This window comes from Polaromonas sp. YR568, assembly GCF_943369415.1.
Lineage (GTDB): Bacteria > Pseudomonadota > Gammaproteobacteria > Burkholderiales > Burkholderiaceae_C > Polaromonas.
In genome coordinates, this window is sequence record NZ_CALRNF020000021.1 from 1 (window position 1) to 18477 (window position 18477).

At 66.5% G+C, this 18477-nt stretch carries 19 protein-coding genes; 10 read left to right on the forward strand and 9 right to left on the reverse strand.

The genetic code is table 11. The features are described 5' to 3' along the window. From ACLV74_RS14200 to ACLV74_RS14220, 5 genes are all read left to right on the forward strand, one after another. Positions 1–638, forward strand: a 638-nt coding sequence (locus ACLV74_RS14200) for a ParA family protein (RefSeq protein WP_411880040.1), incomplete at its 5' end; no start/stop codon positions are given. Positions 639–713: 75 nt separating this feature from the next. Beyond that, positions 714–1274, forward strand: a complete 561-nt coding sequence (locus ACLV74_RS14205; RefSeq protein WP_411880041.1) for an RBBP9/YdeN family alpha/beta hydrolase — start codon at positions 714–716, stop codon at positions 1272–1274. Further along, positions 1271–2548, forward strand: coding sequence for a serine hydrolase domain-containing protein (locus ACLV74_RS14210; RefSeq protein WP_411880042.1), 1278 nt, complete (start codon positions 1271–1273; stop codon positions 2546–2548). Before ACLV74_RS14205 ends, ACLV74_RS14210 begins: the two co-directional genes overlap by 4 nt. A gap of 34 nt (positions 2549–2582) precedes the next feature. Next, a complete protein-coding gene (locus ACLV74_RS14215) occupies positions 2583–3521 on the forward strand; it encodes a ParB/RepB/Spo0J family partition protein (RefSeq protein ID WP_411880043.1) in 939 nt (312 codons plus the stop codon). 111 nt (positions 3522–3632) lie between these two features. Then, positions 3633–3851, forward strand: coding sequence for a hypothetical protein (locus ACLV74_RS14220; RefSeq protein WP_411880044.1), 219 nt, complete (start codon positions 3633–3635; stop codon positions 3849–3851). Positions 3852–3856: 5 nt separating this feature from the next. On the opposite strand, the gene ACLV74_RS14225 is transcribed toward ACLV74_RS14220, so the two are convergent. Both ACLV74_RS14225 and ACLV74_RS14230 read right to left on the reverse strand, forming a co-directional pair. Next, on the reverse strand, positions 3857–5281 hold the full coding sequence (locus ACLV74_RS14225) for an FAD-binding oxidoreductase (RefSeq protein WP_411880045.1): 1425 nt from the start codon (positions 5279–5281) through the stop codon (positions 3857–3859). 149 nt (positions 5282–5430) lie between these two features. Beyond that, positions 5431–5820 carry an EF-hand domain-containing protein gene (locus ACLV74_RS14230; RefSeq protein ID WP_411880046.1) on the reverse strand — a complete coding sequence of 130 codons (390 nt, stop codon included), beginning with the start codon at positions 5818–5820 and terminating at the stop codon, positions 5431–5433. 206 nt (positions 5821–6026) lie between these two features. Between ACLV74_RS14230 and ACLV74_RS14235 the strand changes: the two genes are divergently transcribed. Beyond that, on the forward strand, positions 6027–6593 hold the full coding sequence (locus ACLV74_RS14235) for a cob(I)yrinic acid a,c-diamide adenosyltransferase (RefSeq protein ID WP_411880047.1): 567 nt from the start codon (positions 6027–6029) through the stop codon (positions 6591–6593). An 8-nt stretch (positions 6594–6601) separates the two neighbouring features. Here the strand turns inward: ACLV74_RS14235 and ACLV74_RS14240 are convergent, their stop codons facing one another. From ACLV74_RS14240 to ACLV74_RS14250, 3 genes are all read right to left on the reverse strand, one after another. Further along, complete coding sequence (locus tag ACLV74_RS14240; RefSeq protein WP_411880048.1) at positions 6602–7546, reverse strand: CysB family HTH-type transcriptional regulator; 945 nt, start codon at positions 7544–7546, stop codon at positions 6602–6604. A gap of 137 nt (positions 7547–7683) precedes the next feature. After that, the gene (locus ACLV74_RS14245; protein ID WP_411880049.1) at positions 7684–7791 is read right to left on the reverse strand and encodes a hypothetical protein; all 108 of its coding nucleotides are present in this window, start codon (positions 7789–7791) and stop codon (positions 7684–7686) included. A 232-nt stretch (positions 7792–8023) separates the two neighbouring features. After that, entirely contained in the window at positions 8024–8374 is a 351-nt protein-coding gene (locus tag ACLV74_RS14250) for a hotdog fold thioesterase (RefSeq protein WP_411880050.1), read from the reverse strand. 133 nt (positions 8375–8507) lie between these two features. On the opposite strand from ACLV74_RS14250, the gene ACLV74_RS14255 reads away from it, so the two are divergent. The 4 genes from ACLV74_RS14255 (at position 8508) to ACLV74_RS14270 (ending at position 13033) form a co-directional block, all read left to right on the forward strand. Then, complete coding sequence (locus tag ACLV74_RS14255) at positions 8508–9815, forward strand: hypothetical protein (RefSeq protein ID WP_411880051.1); 1308 nt, start codon at positions 8508–8510, stop codon at positions 9813–9815. Positions 9816–9984: 169 nt separating this feature from the next. Then, positions 9985–10335 (forward strand): hypothetical protein, encoded by a 351-nt coding sequence (locus ACLV74_RS14260; RefSeq protein WP_411880052.1) that lies wholly within the window; start codon positions 9985–9987, stop codon positions 10333–10335. A gap of 217 nt (positions 10336–10552) precedes the next feature. Then, positions 10553–11704, forward strand: coding sequence for an ABC transporter substrate-binding protein (locus tag ACLV74_RS14265; RefSeq protein ID WP_411880053.1), 1152 nt, complete (start codon positions 10553–10555; stop codon positions 11702–11704). A gap of 174 nt (positions 11705–11878) precedes the next feature. Further along, a complete protein-coding gene (locus ACLV74_RS14270; protein WP_411880054.1) occupies positions 11879–13033 on the forward strand; it encodes an ABC transporter substrate-binding protein in 1155 nt (384 codons plus the stop codon). A 71-nt stretch (positions 13034–13104) separates the two neighbouring features. Here the strand turns inward: ACLV74_RS14270 and ACLV74_RS14275 are convergent, their stop codons facing one another. The 4 genes from ACLV74_RS14275 to ACLV74_RS14290 all read right to left on the reverse strand — a co-directional run bounded on the left by ACLV74_RS14275 (position 13105) and on the right by ACLV74_RS14290 (position 18366). After that, complete coding sequence (locus ACLV74_RS14275) at positions 13105–14391, reverse strand: solute carrier family 23 protein (protein WP_411880055.1); 1287 nt, start codon at positions 14389–14391, stop codon at positions 13105–13107. A gap of 101 nt (positions 14392–14492) precedes the next feature. Beyond that, positions 14493–15971, reverse strand: coding sequence for an iron-containing redox enzyme family protein (locus tag ACLV74_RS14280; RefSeq protein ID WP_411880056.1), 1479 nt, complete (start codon positions 15969–15971; stop codon positions 14493–14495). A 128-nt stretch (positions 15972–16099) separates the two neighbouring features. Then, positions 16100–17407, reverse strand: a complete 1308-nt coding sequence (locus ACLV74_RS14285) for a phosphoribosylglycinamide synthetase C domain-containing protein (protein WP_411880057.1) — start codon at positions 17405–17407, stop codon at positions 16100–16102. Then, positions 17404–18366, reverse strand: coding sequence for a methyltransferase (locus tag ACLV74_RS14290; RefSeq protein WP_411880058.1), 963 nt, complete (start codon positions 18364–18366; stop codon positions 17404–17406). The genes ACLV74_RS14285 and ACLV74_RS14290 overlap by 4 nt, the downstream gene beginning before the upstream one ends. Positions 18367–18477: the final 111 nt, after the last annotated feature.

Genomic DNA, 18477 nt, shown 5'->3' on the forward strand with positions numbered 1-18477 from the left:
CCACCATGGGTTCGGGCGTGGACAAGCGCAAGCTGGAAATGACGGTCTATGACGTGCTGCTTGAATCGGCCTCGGTGCTGGAGGCGCGCGTGCACAGCGACAAGTGTGGCTACGACGTGCTGGGCGCCAACCGCGAACTGGCCGGCGCCGAGGTCGAGCTGGTCGATGTCGAGCGCCGCGAAAAACGCCTCAAACTCGCGCTGGCCGCGGTCGACAGCGAGTACGACTTCGTGCTGATCGACTGCCCGCCATCCCTCAGCATGCTGACGCTCAACGGCCTGTGCTGCGCGCACGGCGTGATCGTGCCCATGCAGTGCGAGTACTTCGCGCTCGAAGGCCTGACCGACCTCGTCAACACCATCAAGCAGGTGCACGCCAACCTCAACAAGGATCTGCAGATCATCGGCCTGCTGCGCGTCATGTTCGACCCGCGCATCACGCTGCAGCAGCAGGTGAGCGACCAGCTCAAGGAACACTTCGCCGACAAGGTGTTCAACACCGTGATCCCGCGCAACGTGCGCCTGGCCGAAGCGCCCAGCTACGGCCTGCCGGGCGTGGTGTTTGATCCGGCCTCCAAAGGCGCGCAGGCTTTCATCACCTTCGCCGAAGAAATGGTCGACCGTATCAAGGCAATGTAAGACGGAATGGCTGGATTCCCCCGTAAACAGGGGCCGTCCAGCTATTAATACAGTAGCAATTGATTTTTTCGAACCATGACTCCCCGAAACGTCCTGATCCTTCCCGGCTGGCAAAACAGCGGCCCCGACCATTGGCAAAGCCGCTGGGAGCGCGCGCACGGCTACACGCGCGTCGAGCAGCACGACTGGATGCGGCCGCTGCGCGGCGACTGGAGCGCGCGCCTCGAAGACGTGCTGCTCGGCTGCGACGAACCGGCGGTGCTGGTCGCACACAGCCTGGGCTGCATGCTGACCGCGGCGTGGGCTTCGCATTCCAAAAACACCCATCGCGTCAAAGCCGCCCTGCTGGTCGCGCCGCCCGACGTGGAGCGTGACGACGTGCGCCAGATGGTGCCCGGCTGGTCGCCCGTGGCGCTGCACAAGCTGCCCTTTCCCGCCGTGCTGCTCTACAGCAGCGACGATCCCTATTGCACGCCCGAACGTGCACGCCAGTTCGCCATGGCCTGGGGTGCGGAGGCGGTCGACGCCGGGCCGCGCGGCCACCTCAATGCCGACAGCGGCCTGGGCGACTGGCCCGAAGCGCATGCGCGCCTGCTGCAACTGCAGAAGCTGACGCCGTCCGCCAACACACCATGAAGCACGGCACGCTCCCCTTGCTGCTGGCCCTCGCGCTGGCCGCCGGCGCCTCGCGCGCCGAGCCCGACGAGGCCGCGCTCAACAAGGCCAACGGCTACCCGATAGGCAAGGCCAGCACCTGGTACACCGAGGCTTACCGCGTGGGCTCCTGGTCGGCACTCGACAAGGTGCCCGGCGTGCGGACCCGCGTCGTCGCGCGCGCGGACCAGGCCAGCCCGCTGCCGCGTGTGGCGAATCCGGCGCCCATCGCCTACCGCTACAAGGGCGCCAGCTACACGCTGGCCGACTACCTGGACCGCCAGCGCGCCACAGGCCTGATCGTGGTGAAAAACGGCGAGATCATCGCCGAGCACTACCGTTACGGCCGCAAGGACGACGCGCGCTTCCTCTCCTTCTCGATGGCCAAGAGCGTGACCTCATTGCTCATCGGCAAAGCGCTTTCGCTGGGGCTGATCGCCTCGCTGGACGACCCGGCCGAAAAATATGCCAAAGACCTCGCCGGAAGCCCCTACGGCGCCACCACCATTCGCCAGCTGCTGCGCATGAGCTCGGGCCTGACGTTTAGCGAACGCTACGACGGCAAGGACGACCTCGCACGCCTGTCGCGCGCAGCCGCCGGCGCGGCGGGCGCGGGCTTGCCCCTGGATGTGCTGAAGTCCATCACCGACCGGCATTCGCCGCCCGGTGAAAAGTTTGTTTATGCCAGTTCCGAGACCGACGTGTTGGGTCGCGTGGTGGCCGCCGCCGCCGGCAAGAACATGTCGGAACTCACCACGGAGTGGTTGTGGAGGCCCATGGGTGCGGAGCACGATGCCTTCTGGCGCGTCGCCGTCGACGGGCAGGAGCAAGCCAATGGGGGCTTCAACGCCAGCCTGCGTGACTGGGCGCGGCTGGGCCAGTTGCTGGCCAATGACGGCCGCGCCATCGACAAAAGCACCGGCAAGCCCGGCGCGCTGCAAGTGGTGCCGCTGGACTACCTGCTGGACGCGACCGACCCGGCGCGCCAGCCGCCGGCCTTCCGGCCGCGCACGGCCACGCCTTACTTCGGCTATGGCTACCAGTTCTGGCTGGCGCCTTTCAAAGCCCGCACCTTCGCGATGCAGGGCATCCACGGCCAGACCGTCTATGTGCAGCCGTCCAGCGGCATCGTGATGGTGATGACCTCGGTCTGGGAACAGGCCAGCGGCAAGCAGAACGTGCAACCTTATGAAGAGCGCGACGCCCTCTGGCGCGGCGTGCTGCAGTCACTGGGCGGCGACCTCGCAGCCCCCTGAATAAAAGCCCCGAATTGAAAGAAAGAAAAGATACATGGTCACCAAAAAACCCAAGGGCTTAGGCCGCGGACTCGAAGCCCTGCTGGGCCCCAAGGTCAGCGAGAGCGCCACCGACGCGGAAAACGCCAACACCAGCGCCACCAGCCCGGGCCTGCCGGCTTCGCTGCGGCTGGAAGACATGGTGGCCGGCCAGTACCAGCCGCGCACACGCATGGACGAAGGCGCGCTCTACGAGCTCGCCGAATCGATCAAGGCGCAGGGCATCATGCAGCCCATCCTGGTCCGCCGCCTGACCTCGGGCAGCAACGACGGCAAGTACGAAATCATCGCCGGCGAACGGCGTTTTCGCGCGGCCAAAATCGCGGGCCTGGACAGCGTGCCGGTGCTGGTGCGCGACGTGCCCGACGAGTCGGCCGCTGCGATGTCGCTGATTGAAAACATCCAGCGCGAAGACCTCAACCCGCTTGAAGAAGCGCACGGCTTGCAGCGCCTGGTCAAGGAATTCGGCCTCACGCACGAGTTGGCCGCGCAGGCCGTGGGCCGCTCGCGCAGCGCCGCCTCCAACCTGCTGCGCCTGCTGAACCTGGCCGACCCGGTGCAGACCATGCTGATGGCCGGCGACCTGGACATGGGCCACGCCCGTGCCCTGCTGGGCCTGGACCGCGCCGCGCAGATCACCGCGGCCAACCAGATCGCGGCCAAAAAAATGTCGGTGCGTGAAGCCGAAAGCCTGGTCAAAAAACTGAGCGCCGAGTTTTCCCTCCAGCCGCAAAAAGCCACCAAGGAAAAATCGCGCGACACTCGGCGCGTCGAAGAGGAACTTGCCGACCTGCTGATGGCCGACGTCGAAGTGCGCATCAAGAAACAGGTCAAGCGCAACGGCCGGCGCGAAGACATGGGCGAAGTGGCCATCCAGTTCTCGTCCATGGATGAACTCAACGGGTTGATCGAGCGCCTGCGCGGCGGCAAGTAGCCGGCGGCGAAACTGTCCTACGGCGTTTCAGGCAAGCGCCGCGGGACGCCTGGCAATTGCCGGCGCCACCATGAGGGCATGGATGTCCTCAATCTTTTGCAGTGGCCCGCAATGGCCATCACAGTCATGGCCGCCTGGCTGGTCGCGTCCAGCCACAAACGCAAGCGCCACTGGGGCTTCTGGCTTTATATGGGGAGCAACGTGCTGTGGGTGGCTTGGGGCTTGTATTCCCACGCCTATGCGCTGATCGCGCTGCAGTTCTGCCTGGCCGCCATGAACATACGCGGCGCGCGCAAGACGGAGACCGCCGGCGCGGCCCCGAACTCCTGACGCGTTCAGGACAGCGAAAAAATCTTGCCCGGGTTCATGATGTTCTTCGGGTCCAGCGCGCGCTTGATGGTGCGCATCATGTTGACCGCGCCGTCGCCGGTTTCCGTCACCAGGAAGTCCATCTTGTGCAGGCCCACGCCGTGTTCCCCGGTGCAGGTGCCTTCCAGCGCCAGCGCGCGGGTCACCAGCTTGTGGTTCAGCGCCTCGGCCACTTCGCGTTCCTTCGGAATCGTGGGATCGATCAGGTAGCCGAAGTGGAAGTTGCCGTCGCCGACGTGGCCGACGAGGAAGTAGGGAATGCCGCTGGCGTCGACTTCGGCCACCGACTCGAGCAGGCAGTCGGCCAGGCGCGAGATCGGCACGCAGGTGTCGGTGGAGATCGCGCGGCAGCCGGGCCGCGACTGGATGGCCGCGAAATAGGCGTTGTGCCGCGCCGTCCACAGGCGCGTGCGCTCTTCCGGTGTGCTGGCCCATTCAAAGGCGTTGCCGCCGTGGCCGCTGGCGAGTTCCTGCACCAGCTCGGCCTGTTCTTTCACGCTGCCGGGTGAGCCGTGAAACTCCATCAGCAGCATGGGCTCTTCGCGCAGCGTGAGCTTGGAATGCGCGTTCACCATGCGCACGGTGTTGTGGTCAATCAGTTCCACGCGCGCGATCGGCACGCCCAGCTGTATCACTTCAATCGTGGTGCGCACGGCGGCCTCGATGCTGGGGAAGGAGCACACCGCGGCCGAGATCGCTTCGGGCAGCGGGTAAAGCCTGACGGTGACTTCGGTGATCACGCCCAGCGTGCCTTCGCTGCCCACCATGAGGCGCGTGAGGTCGTAGCCTGCGGATGATTTTTTGGCGCGTGTGCCGGTGCGGATCACGCTGCCGTCGGCGGTGACGACTTCGAGTGCCAGCACGTTCTCGCGCATGGTGCCGTAGCGCACGGCGTTCGTGCCGCTGGCGCGCGTGGCGCTCATGCCGCCCAGGGTCGCGTCGGCGCCCGGGTCAATCGGGAAGAAAAGGCCCGTGCTTTTGACTTCTTCATTGAGCTGCTTGCGCGTGACGCCCGGCTGCACGGTGACGGTCAGGTCTTCGGCGTTGATGGACAGCACCTTGTTCATGCGGCTCACGTCGATGCTGATGCCGCCCTGCACGGCCAGCAAATGGCCTTCGAGCGAGGTGCCCACGCCAAACGGGATCACGGGCACGTTGTACTGGCCGGCCAGCTTCACCGCGTCGGCGACGTCGGTGGTGCTTTCGGCGAACACCACGGCCGAAGGCGGCGGCGCGGCGAAAGAGGATTCATCGCGGCCGTGCTGCTCGCGCACCACCAGGGCCGTCGAGCAGCGCTCGGCAAAGCGCGCCTTCAGCGCATCGATCAGAGCAGCGGGGGTTTCACGTTGCTGGATTTCGGGAAGCAGGTGCTGGGGAAGGGGGGCGTTCATGGTTGTTGTCTCCGGGTGGTGGCACAGTTTACGACGCGCGCGCCGTTTCCGCCACGGCCCGCCCATGCGGCCCGCAGCCCGCGGCCTTGCGGCCGCGGGAGGGTTGTGGTGACTGCGTGAACGCGGGGCGATGGTCACCCCGCCAGGGGTCAAGAGCCTGTGGCGGCCTTGGTCAGCTCGGCCAGCGAGATAAAGGTGTCGTGGTTGGCGTCGATCTGGTCGAAGCGCTGGGCCACGGCCGGCAGGTGCTCGGCTTCCTGGCGATCCAGCTTGCCGTCCTTGTTGGCGTCGGCACGGCCGAAGGCTGCCTCGACGTCCTGAGGGGTGGTGCGGTTTTGCGGGACAGCCGTTGGGGGCGCCATCTGCGAAGGCGGGCTGGTGGGGCTGGCCGGTGAAGGCGGGGCCGTCTGCGCCCGCGCGACGCCGGCGGCGCCCACGGCCAGTGCGGCCACCAGCAGCACGCTGCGCAACTCGAAGCTGGGAATAGAATGTTTTGCAAGCCGTGTTGCGGTCGTGTTTGCTGTTGTGTGCAGGGTCATGCGAGGAATCCTTCAATCAAAGTGAACAATCCAGCATTGCAACGCAGCCCGCGCTTCAGGGCCAGCGCTTTTGCAGGGTGTTTCCTCACTGACATGACGGGTTACGACGACACATTTTCTTGCCCCGCGTAACGCTTGCCGCTTGAGCCCTTTTGGGTTCCTTTGCCTCATTGACTTTTCACTGCGCCTCACCCGCGCTTCGCACCATGGCCAACAGACTTTCGCAGATCGCAACCCGCACCGGAGACAACGGCACCACCGGCCTGGGCGACAACACACGCGTCTCCAAGGACAGCCTGCGCGTCCATGCCATGGGCGACGTCGACGAGCTCAACTCGCACATCGGCGTGCTGCTGTGCGAAGAGCTGCCGCCGGGCGTGCGCGAGCTGCTGGTCGAAGTGCAGCACCAGCTTTTCAACCTGGGCGGCGAGCTGTCGATTCCCGGCTTTGAACTGCTCAAGCCAGAAGCCGTGGCCCTGCTGGATGACGCGCTGGCCGAGCACAACGCGAAGCTGCCGCGCCTGGCCGAATTCATCCTGCCGGCCGGTTCGCGCGCAGCCTCGCTGGCCCATGTGTGCCGCACTGTGGCGCGCCGCGCCGAACGCGCCGTGGTGGCACTGGGCGCGGCCGAGCCCGTCAAGGACTCGCCGCGCCAGTACCTCAACCGTTTGAGCGACTTGCTGTTTGTGCTGTCGCGCGTGCTCAACCGCATGAACGGCGGCGATGACGTGTACTGGAAGAGCGAGCGAATGGCCCGCGCGGCCGGCGAGTAGGCGCTGCGCTAGATGTCGTAGCTTGCGGCGCCCGGCTCGTCGCTCAAGGTTTTCTCGACCACGGCACGGCTCAGCGTGGGCGCGAACGATTCGATAAACGCATAGACATAGCCGCGCAGATAGCTGCCGCGGCGCACGGCCAGCTTGGTCAGGTTGATGCCGAAGAGCGCGCCCGCGACCAGCGCGCGCAGCGCGGTGTCGCGCTCGGCCTCGTAGGCGATGGAAGCCACGATGCCCACGCCCATGCCCAGCTGCACATACGTCTTGATCACGTCGGCGTCCATGGCCGTCAGCACGATGTTGGGCGCCAGGCCGCGCTGCGTGAAGGCGCCGTCGATGTGCGAGCGGCCGGTAAAGCCCGTGTCGTAGGTGATCAGCGCGAATCGCGCCAGGCTCTCCAGCGTGAGCGGGCCGTCCAGCAGCGCGTGGCCGGGCGGCACGATGACCGAATGGGTCCAGCGGTAGCAGGGCAGGGCGACGAGTTCGGGGTAGTCGTTGAGCGCCTCGGTGGCGATGCCCACGTCGACCTCACCCGACATCAGCATGTCGGCCACCTGCTTGGGCGAGCCCTGGTGCAAATGCAGTTTCACGTTGGGAAACTGGGCGCGGAATTCCTGCACGGCCGGCGGCAGCGCATAGCGCGCCTGCGAGTGCGTGGCGGCGATCGAAAGCAGGCCGCTTTGCTGCGACATGAATTCCTGGCCGGCTTTTTTCAGGTTGCTGCTCTCCAGCAGCAGGCGCTCGATGATGGGCAGCACGTGGGCGCCCGGTTCGGTCAGGCCTGTCAGGCGCTTTCCGGCGCGCACAAAAAGCTCAATGCCGAGCTCTTCCTCCAGCTCGCGGATCTGCCGGCTGACCCCGGGCTGCGAGGTGTGCAGCGCGTTGGCCACGTCGGTGAGGTTGAAGTTGCATCGCACGGCCTCGCGCATGGAACGCAGTTGCTGGAAATTCATGGTGGCGAAGGCGCGGGCGCGCGGTGTTGAAGGTCAAACACCGGATTCTGGGCAGAGGCCCTTATTTGGGGAACTACTGATTAATTCCTTTTAAATAGCCAAAACAGCTAAAGAATGGCTTCTTAAGCCGGATTTTGTTATTTCGGCAACAACACGGCCATGGTGATGCGCGACACGCAGGTCAGCTCGCCCGCGTCGTTGGTGAGTTCGATCTGCCAGACCTGGGTGCTGCGGCCTATGTGCACGGGCCGCGTGATACCGGTGACCCAGCCGCTGGTCGCGCCCTTAGAACCTGTTCATGGTCTAAACGAGGCCGCGTTGGGGTGCAATCGGGATGAGTGGGCCGACCGGGCACGCCGCATGGGCTAATGCCCATGCAAGGGCCTGGGTGGCTCAATCGCCCGATTTCACCCCAACCCGGAGGGCAAGCGCTTTCTCGGGCGGTCTGCGGCGTTGCGGCGCTAACCCATAGCGTTGCTATGGGCAGCGCACCGCGCCTTGCATCCCATCCCGAGAAAGTGCTTGCGCGGCCCCGTTTAGACCATGAACAGGTTCTAGGTGGTTGGCATTGATGTCCAGCCCCACGGTTCGGTGGCCTGCGGGCGCCGCAAAGGCCGCACCGCAGGAGCCCAGGGTTTCGGCCAGCACCAGTGCCACGCCGCCATGCAGCAGGCCGTAGGGCTGCACCGTGCGGCGGTCCACCGGCACGCGGCCGCGTATGAAGTCGTCGCCGACTTCGAGGAATTCGATACCCAGGTGCGTGATGGCCGTGTCGGCGGCGGCGGCGGCGAGCAGTTCGATGGAGATGGGCTGTTTCCAGATGCGCATGATGGTGATGGGGTCCGCAGAGATGGCAATCCCCCGACTCTATAAGCTTGCGGCCTACAAAAGGTGGGCACCTTGTCGCCTCGGCAACAGCGGCCCCGCAGCCTAAGCTGGGAGACATGAGAAAGACGCTTCGATGACACGCAAAGGCAAATGGCTGGTGGGCCTTGGCATCGCGGCGCTGCTGGTCGGCGCTGCCTGGTTCGCCGTGCTGCGCTTTGTCCCCTCAGACGAGGAGCTGGCCCGCCGCGCCTCGGTGGAACTCGAGAAGCAGCTCGGCGTCAAGGTCCGCGTGGGCGCGCTGCACTGGCGGTTGCTGCCTTCGCCCGCCGTGGTGATCGAAGACGCCGCCACCGATCAGCCCCAGCCCATCCTGATCAAAAAACTCACGGCCTACCCCGACTTGTTCGCGCTGTGGCAGCGCCGCATCAAGATAGACCGGGCTGACCTGGAAGGCGCCGTGATCCCCCAGCTTTCCTTGCGAGGGCTGGGCAGCGGGCGCGAGAAGGAAGAAACGGCCGCCACCGAAGAGCTGCCGCTGGCGCGGTTTGTGTTTCGCGACGTCACCTGGATTTCGCGGCGCGGTATCGCCGTGGTGTACGAGGGCGAGGTCGATTTCGACCCGGCCTGGCGCCCGCGCAAGGCCGCGCTGCGCCGGCCTGGGGTCACGCCTGCCACCGACCTGACTTTGACCCGCCAGGGCCAGGACGACCGCTGGGCCACGCGCATCCGCGTGGGTGGCGGCACGGCGGACGGCGAGGTCAGGCTGGACTTCCGGGCCGGCGGCCGCATGCACCTGGAAGGCACGCTCAAGCCGCAGGGCATTGAAGTCGAGAGTGCGCTGGCCGCCTTCAACCGCCGCTCCGTCATCGCCGGCAAGGCCTCGGGCAACACCACGCTGTCGGCCAACGGCGACACGGTGGGTGAACTCGCGCAGTCGCTCCACACACAGACGCCCTTCACCATGGGCAAGTCCACGCTGCTGCGCTTTGACCTGGACAAGGCCGTGCGCACGGCCGGCAAGGAACACGACGGCCAGACGCCGCTCGACTCGGTCACAGGCCAGCTCGACACGCAGAACACGCCGCAGGGCATGGTGGTGACGTACACCCATCTCAAGGCCGCATCGGGCTCGCTGACCGCGTCGGGCGAGGCCAAAATCGCCAACCGGCAGATCGAGGCCGAATTCGCCGTCGACCTGGTGGACGGCATCGTCGGCGTTCCGCTGACCGTCAGCGGTCCACTGGACAAGGTCAAAATTTCCATGCCCAGCGGCGCCATTGCCGGCGCCGTGGTCGGCACCGCCGTGTTGCCGGGCGTGGGCACGGCGATAGGCGCGCGCATAGGCGCCACGCTGGGCAAGATCTTCAGCCCGGGGCCGGCCACGCCGGCTTCCGCGCCACCACCGGCGGCCCGCGCGGCCAAGCCCGCAAAAGCACGCTAGCCTGGCTCCCCGGGCGGATACCCCAGCCCGGCTAAAGCCTTTGAATGTGTCCCACCGCACTAAACGCGTAAAATCAGCTGCGAATCCCGCGCACCGCCGTTTGTAAGCCCTCGCTCTGGCGTGGGCCTGCCACCGGCAACGATCTGCACTTTCCATCGAGGCCATTGACATGCACCAGCAGCCTTCAGCCGCACCATCGGCCGCGCCCACGCCACTGCAACAGGCGCTCGATCAAAACGCGTCCGTGAAAGACACCGTCGAGCAGTCGGCCGCTGAATTGCTGGTGATCAACACCGTGCTCAAACAGGAAATCCCGCCGCACGTGAAAACCGGCGACGTGGCCCAGGCCCTGGAAAAAACCGACGCGCTGGAAACCCGCATCCAGGAATCCGCCGAAGACCTGGCCCAGGTCAACGAGGTGCTGGAGCAGCAAATCGGCGAACGCGCCGACCTGGAGCATGAGCTCAAGGTCACCAAGGCCGCGCTGGCCAAGGCCACCGGCCAATCCCAGGCACAGTAAGCCGCATCGCCGGGCATGCCCCGGCAGCCTCGCGCAGGCATAGCAGCCATCGCTGCGTCATCAATCAGTCAGGGTTTCTACCTAGAATCGTCCGGATTCAACCGATTCTCCTGCCCTTGCGTGCCTTGTCGCGCCCGTTGGCAGCCGGTTTAACCCTGCAAGGCCGCACGGCCCTGTCCTTTTGGCCTTCACGGCCTTCCTCCACTGGAGATTCGCGATGTTTCGCCGCCGCTTCCTTTCGTTCGCCCCTCAACTGGCTGTGCTTGCCGCCGCCCCCGCTTTCATTCGCAATGCGTATGCCCAGGACGGCTTGACCGCCAAGGCCATCACCATCGGCTGCACGGGTGCGACAAGCGGCCCGCTGGCTGCTGTGGGCGCCGAGCTCAAGACGGGCGTGGAAGCCGCCATGGGCCAGATCAATGCCAAGGGCGGCGTGAACGGCCGCGTGCTGCAGTTCCAGATGATGGACGATGCCTACGTGCCGCAGCGCAGCGCCGACAACGTCAAGAAGATGATTGGCGACGGTAGCATCTTCGCGCTGATGTCCTGCATCGGCACGCCCAACAACACCGCCATCGTGCCGCTGATTGAAGAGTCCAACCTTCCTTACGTCGGGCCGCGCTCGGGCGCCTCGTCGCTGCGCAAGCCCGGCATGCGCAACGTGTTCCATGTGCGCGCCAGCTACACCGACGAAACCCTGCGCCTGGTGCAGCGGATCGTGAGCATGGGCATCAAGGACCTGGCTGTCGTCTACCTGGACAACGACTATGGCAAGGAAGTGCTGGCCGACATCAACCGCGCGCTGCAGGCCCAGGGTACCAAGGCTGCGGCGCAGGTGGCCCTGGCTGTTGACGGCAAGAACCTCAATGAGGTCGTCGGCCAGGTCATCTCGGGCAAACCCGGCGCCGTGCTGCTCGGCACCGCCGGGTCGGTCTCCGTCGGCCTGATCACCGCGCTGAAGAAGGCCTCGCCCATGCTGCCGGTTGCGGGCCTGAGCGTCACGCTGGCAGCCGACGGCATCAAGGCACTGGGCGCCGCCGGTTCCGGCCTGGCCCTGACCATGGTGTTCCCCGATCCTTATCGCGCCAAGCTGCCGATCGTGCGCGACTACCAGGCCGCCATGCGCGCCATCGGCCAGCAGGAGTTCTCCCTTGTCGGCTTTGAGAGTTACATCAACACCCTCGTCATGGCCGAGGGCCTGGAGCGCGCCGGCCGCGAGGTGACGCGCGCCAAGCTGCGCACCGCGCTGGCGGGCCTGCAGAAGTTCGACCTTGGCGGTTTCAGCGTCGACTACGCCGCGCCGCCGTTCGCGGGGTCGAAGTTCGTGGACCTCGGCGTGCTGGGCGCCGGCGGCCGCTTTATCGGTTAAACCGCCCGCCGCGCGGACGCTGCGCCGCAGCGTCACCAAACAGTCAGGTTTGCCGCGGGCAATTGTCTAGACTTAAACCAACACAGCCGTTACCGCGGCCAGTGTCCTGAACAGGGCCTATACGGCCCTGTTTCTTTTGGCCCGCCGGGCTATCCCGTTCCGGAGAACTTCGCGATGTTTCGCCGCCGCTTTCTTTCGCTCGCCCCCCAACTGGCCGCCCTGGCCGCCGCCCCCGCCTTCATCCGCACCGCCCATGCCCAGGAAGGCCTGAGCGGCAAGGCCCTCACCATCGGTTCGTCGGGCGCGCTCAGCGGCCCGCTGGCCGGCTTTGGCGTGGACCTCAAGCTTGGCGTGGAAGCCGCCATGGGCCAGATCAACGCCAAGGGCGGCGTGAACGGCCGCGTGCTGCAGTTCCAGATGGTGGACGACGGCTATGTGCCGCAGCGCACGGTGGACAACGTGAAGAAGATGATTGGCGACGGCAGCGTCTTCGCGCTGATGTCCTGCGTCGGCACGCCCAACAACACGGCCATCGTGCCGATGATTGAAGAGTCCAGCCTGCCTTACGTCGCGCCGCTGACGGGCGCCTCCTCGCTGCGCAAGCCCGGCATGCGCAACGTGTTCCACGTGCGCGCCAGCTACACCGACGAAACCCAGCGCCTGGTGCAAAAGCTCGTGGGCATGGGCATCAAGGACCTGGCCATCGTCTACCTGGACAACGGCTTCGGCAAGGAAGTGCTGGCCGACGCCGTGCAGGCGCTGCAGGCCCAGGGCGCCAAGGCCGTGGCGCAGGCCGCGCTGGCCACCGACGGCAAGAACCTCAGCGAGGTGGTGAACCAGATCACCGCCGCCAGGCCGGGCGCCGTGCTGCTCGGCACGGCTGGCGCCGCGTCGGTGGGCCTGATCGCCGCGCTCAAGAAAGCCTCGCCCATGCTGCCGGTCGCCGGCCTGAGCGTCACGCTGACCGGCGACGGCCTCAAGGCGCTGGGCGCCGCCGGTTCCGGCCTGGCGCTGACCATGGTGTTCCCCGACCCTTATCGCGCAAAGACCCCGGTGGTGCGCGACTACCAGGCCGCGATGCGCGCCATCGGCCAGACGGAGTTCTCGCTGGGCAGCCTGGAGAGCTACGTCAACACCCGCGTGCTGGCCGAGGGCCTGGAGCGCGCCGGCCGCGAACTGACGCGCGCCAGGCTGCGCACCGCGTTGGCCGGCATGCAGAAGTTCGACCTGGGCGGCTTCAGCGTGGACTACGCGGCGGCTTCGCCGTTTGTGGGTTCCAAATACGTGGACCTCGGCGTGCTGGGCTCCACCGGCCGTTTCCTGGGCTGATCCGGCTCCCGCGTCCCCACGAAAAAGCCCCGGCTGGTCAGTGACCAGCCGGGGCTTTTTGTTGAGCGTTTTCAGCGCTTGCGGTTCAGCAGCGCATACAACAGGATGGCACCGAAGGTTGCCGTGCCTATGCCGCCCAGCGCGAACTGGCCGAAGCGCAGCGTGAAGTCGCCGGTGCCCAGCACCAGCGTGATGGCCGCGACGATCAGGTTTTTGTTGTCCGAAAAATCCACCTTGTTGTCGACCCAGATCTTGGCGCCGGCCACCGCGATCAGGCCGAACACCACGATGCTCACGCCGCCCATCACCGGCAGCGGGATGGCCTGGATCAGCGCGCCGAACTTGGGGCTGAAGCCCAGCACCACGGCGATCAGCGCCGCCACCACGAAGACGGCGGTCGAGTAGATCTTGGTCGCGGCCATCACGCCAATGTTCTCGGCGTAGGTCGTCACGCCGGTGCCGCCCGCGCCGCCCGAGACCATGGTCGCCACGCCGTCGCCGATGAAGGCCCGGCCCATGTAGGCGTCCAGGTTCTTGCCGGTCATGGCCGTCACCGCCTTGATGTGGCCCAGGTTTTCCGCCACCAGGATGATGGCCACCGGCGCGATCAGCAGCATGGCGTTCAGATTGAACACCGGCGCCGTGAAGCCCGGCATGCCGACCCAGGCCGCGTTCGCGATGCCCGACAGGTCAATCGGCTTGCCCAGGCCCAGGCCGTTGGTGAGCACCGCGTAGATCACGCTGGCCACGATCAGCCCGACCAGGATCAGCAGGCGCTGCACCATGCCGCGCGTCATCACCGCGACCAGCGCCACGCTGACGAAGGTCACCACCTGCATCCAGGCGTCGAAGTTGCCGGCGGCCATGTTCTTGACGGGAATGCTGGCCAGGTTCAGGCCTATCACGGCCACCACCGCGCCCGTGACCACGGGCGGCATGAAGCGCTCTATCCAGCCCGTGCCTATGGACTGCACGACGACACCGATCAGCGTGTAGAGCGCGCCGCAGGCGATGATGCCGCCCAGGGCCACGCCCAAGTTGGTGTTGGGCCCTTTGCCCGCGTAAGCCGTCGCCGCGATCACCACGCCGATGAAGGCAAAGCTCGAGCCCAGGTAGCTGGGCACCTTGCCGCCGGTGACGAGGAAGAAGATCAGCGTGCCTATGCCGCTCATGAGGATGGCGATGTTGGGATCAAAGCCCATCAGGATGGGCGCCAGCACCGTGGCGCCGAACATCGCAATCACGTGCTGCACGCCCATGACGGCGGTCTGCGGCCACGGCAGGCGTTCATCGGGGCCGATCACGCCGCCTTGCTGCAGCACCGCACCGCTCTTTTCCGTCCAGTCGAACATTCCCATCGCATTCCCTCCGGTTGTTAAGTGAGGCAATGCTAGGGGCAACGGCGATGGTGCACAAGCCATTTGAGGGCCGTGCTTTTACCCGGGACAGGCGCCGTGCTTTATGCGAAGGTTTGCTGGAACAACCGCGTCGCGTAGAGGCCTGCCGGTGTCCAGTGCGCGCTGGGCGACATGGCCTCGACCAGCAACTGCGCGGCGGCTTGCGCATCCGGCGTGGCGGCCAGCCGCTGCCTGAGCTGCTGCAGGTCGGTGTCGAGCAGGCCATCGTCTGGTGTGCCGGTATCGCGCGCTTGCCGCTGCGCCGCCAGCCGGGCCGCCGCGCGAAAGCTTGCGCGGCGCGTGCCGGTGGGCGCTGATTCGGTATAAGCCTGCCCGTCGGCGCTGGCCTCGCCGCGCAGCCAGTCATGCAGCACCTGCAGCTCATAGGGGCTGAACACGCCGAACATCTCGGCGCGTTCGCCTTGCAGCAGGCCCCAGAAGCGGCTCTCGGCGGCCGGTGCGCCACGCTTGATCCAGCCCGCTTCCTGCAGCGCCGCCAGAAAATCAGGCATGTGCGCGGGCTGCGACAACCAGTCGTTCACGCTGCGGCCCGCCACGCGGCAGTAGTCCGAATGCGCGCCATGGCCGGCCACGCTTTTGTGCGAGAGGATGCGCAGTACCTCGGCATCGATGTCGAAGCCGGCGATCACGTCCCGCGTGCCCATGCCGGCGCCGCTGAGCTTACAGCCATTGCGCACACGCCGCCAGAAATCCTCGCTGCCGGCCAGCTTGGGCAAAGCCTCGTGCACGGCCTGCACCGCGCGCCGGGCATGGCCGGTGTCGTCGTTGTCCACGGTGACGTGCAGCGTGAAGTAATACGGGTCTATGCCGAGCTCGTTGAGCTCGTAGGCGGTGATGAGGAGGTGCAAGGGCAGCTGTTCATAACCGAGGTTGAACCCTATCACCTCGGGCAGGAATTCTTCCGCGCCCCAGCCCAGCGCCAGTTGCAGCGCGCCTTGCCGGTAGGCGTCGTCCTCAAGCCCGCTCGCGGGATCCAGCCCGTGCTGCGCCAGCAGCTTGCGGTACAGCAGCACGTGGTTTTTGCCGGCCAGGCCGTCGCCCAATTCTTCGAGGTAGGTGCGCACCAGGTCGCTGAAGCGCGGGTTTCGCCAATGGCGCAGCAACCCGTAGAGCCAGGCGCCATCGACCAGCTTGGTTGGCGCCACGCCACGCAGGAAATACAGCGCATGCGCGCGGTTGCTGAAGTAGCGGCGCGGTGCGCCGGCCTTTCTTTCTTCCAGGTAGGCTAGGTATTGCGCATTGGCCAGCTGCGCGGAATTGCGCATCCAGGCCAGCAGGTCCTGCGGCGAGGCTGGCAGGTCGCAGTCCTGGGCTTGCACTGCGTCCAGTTCTGCTTGCAGGAAGGCGCGGGTGGCGCTTCGCAGGGCATCGCCGGGTTCGCCCTGCAACAGGCTTTCGTACAGCTGCTGCAAGCGCCCTTCACGGGCGGCGCGAGAAAGCTCGCTGGAATTGCTGCGCAGGCCGGGTGCGTGGTTGTTCGCGTTTCGCGGGGGCGTCCATTCGTGGGCAGCAACAAACATGAGAGGGATTGGAGAAGTTGAACGAAAGGCCAGTATTCGTTCGCCGCCAACGCCGTTGTATAGGTTTTGCGCGCCGCCGCCCGTGGGCGCTTTCCTACGGTGGGTATGTCAAAAAATGTCCAGAGCTTCTAGAGCCATCCCCATTCGACAAGCCGGCGCAGGTCGCTGCGCTCTACGCGCTCGCCGATGTCCGTGCGGTAACGCAGGTTGGGCAGCACCACCTGGCGCGCCAGCGCATAGGCCGCGTCGCGCGCCGCGCCCACGGTGTCGCCGGTGCCCGTGGCCACGCCGACGTAGCCGGTGCTGCCGCTGGTCACCAGGTGTTCGCCGCGGCGCTCCACCTCCGCGTAGTAGAGCGCCGCGTGGTCCTGCACCGTCATGCCGGGGCGAAAACTCAGGGGCGCGCCTTTGGACAGTTCCGCATAGCCGTGGCTGTAGGGAAAGGGCGGCACCGTCAGCACCACGCCGGCCGCGTAGCCCGCGCGCGTGGCGACCTGCAGGCCGTCCTTCCTGAGCATGCGCCGGAAGATGCTGTCCCAGCCTTCTTCATGCAGCGCCTCGCAGATCGCAAAGCCCGGGTAGCCGAAGCGGCTGGTGAATTCCAGCGGCCACAGGCCCTCTTCGTTGACGATCATGTTGAGGTTGATGTAACCGCAATAGCCGCCTTCGCGCAGCAGCGGCGCCATCTTCGCGAGCGAGGCGGCAAAAAGTTTGTCGGAACCCCGGTAGCTGACGATGGTGCCCATCTCGCCGGTCAGCTCGCCGAGCTCGCCCGTGAAAAAGCGCTTGTGCTCGAAGTCCAGGCAGGCCGGCGACAAAAACTCGCTGCCGTTGAAGTAGGCGCCGACGCCCGCCTCCACGCCCTGCACGAACTCCATGAGCACGAAGTCGGGCTGCCCGCGCGTGCCCGTGTGTTCCGCGTGTGCCGCGTAGGTGGACAGCAGCGCCAGCATGTCCGAAGCGTCGTCGAGTTCGCCGATGTAGTTGCGCGTGCGCGGGTTGTCGGCGCCGTTGAACTTGAGCACGTAGCGCCCGCCCTTGCGGCGCAGGAAGTCCAGCGCGGGCTCGTTGGCCGTGAAACCGTGGGTCGCCGCCAGGCGCAGGCCGAAGCCCTGCAGCACCTGCTGGCCGAAGGCGCGGTCGGCTTCCAGGCGGTCGCCGAAGGCGCTGCCGCCTATCACCTGGAAACCCTCGCGCCGCAGGGCGTCCTGCGTTTGCCCCTGCGTAGCCGATTCAAACAGCGCGATGCCGTCTTCGCCGGCCTCGCGCAGCCAGCCGAGTTCGGCCTGCCAGTCGTGGGTGAAATCCAGCATGCCGCCGTAGACGTCTCGGTACGCCGGGTTCGCGACGCACACGCGTACCTCATGGCCGCGCCGCGCCAGGCCGTGATACATCGCACCCAGGTCGTTGTAGTCGCCGATACCGAGAAACCTCATGGCTGCGCCTTGCCTTTCTGCTGCACGGTGAGCGCAACCGCGGCGATGCGGTCGGCGGCGGCATAGGCCGGCATCTCGAGTTCCTCGCCGAACACGTCGGGGTCGAGTTCGCGGTAATGGAAGCGGCAACCCGCGCGCTTGAGCACCGGCTCCACCGCCTCCAGGAAAGGGTCGCGGCCTTCCAGGATGGGCACGCCGGTGTACAGCAGCAACTGCCCGCCCGGGCGCAGGCGCGGGATGCCTTCTGCGACGATGCGCTCGCCCAGGCCGGTGCCCAGGCTGCCGCCGCCGTTGCGGTAGACGCGCCCGGCCGGGTCCACCAGGTAGGGCGGGTTGGCGACGATGAGGTCGAACTGGCCCTCGGCCGCGCCGTAGAGGTCGCCCTGCCGGCACTGCGCGCCGGCCACGCCGTTGAGTTCGGCATTGGCGCGCGCATAGGCCAGTGCCTGCGGGTTGATGTCGGCGAGCACCAGTTCGGCCGGCAGGCCGTTGTGCCGGGCGGCTACCAGCCCGCCCGGCCCCGCGCCGCAGCCCACGTCGAGGATGCGGGCCGCTTCTTTCAGCGGCTGCTCGCGCAGCGTGTTTTCAATCAGCGCCGCAAAGCGGCAGGTGTCCGGCCCGAAGAACACCGCGTCGGCGCCCTGGGTGGGGTAGGCACTGTGCGCAAACAGCATGCGGCCCAGGCTGGAAAACCGCACCTTGCTGCGAAACAGCCCGGCCTGCGGCTCCAGCAGGTTGCCCGACTGCATCGCTTCAAACGCATCGGCGGGCAGCAACGTGGAATCAAAAGGCCGGCTCCAGCCGAACACGTCGCGCAGGGTGCGCGCCTTTCCGGCGCCTGGCCGGGCATTGACGCGCGCATGCGTGGCCGGCGTGACCGTGGTGAATTCGTAATGCGCGTAGCGCAGCCAGGCGCCGAGGTGGACGAGGGCCGTGTGTAAGGGAGAGGTCGAAGGCATTGGCAGGGCAGGAAAGAAAAGAAGGGGAAGCGGCACGCCGCCGGAATGTCCCGTTAATGTCTTTTCCCCGCCGCGCCGCCGCTGTGGGACGCCGCTGCCGCGCGCCGTAGG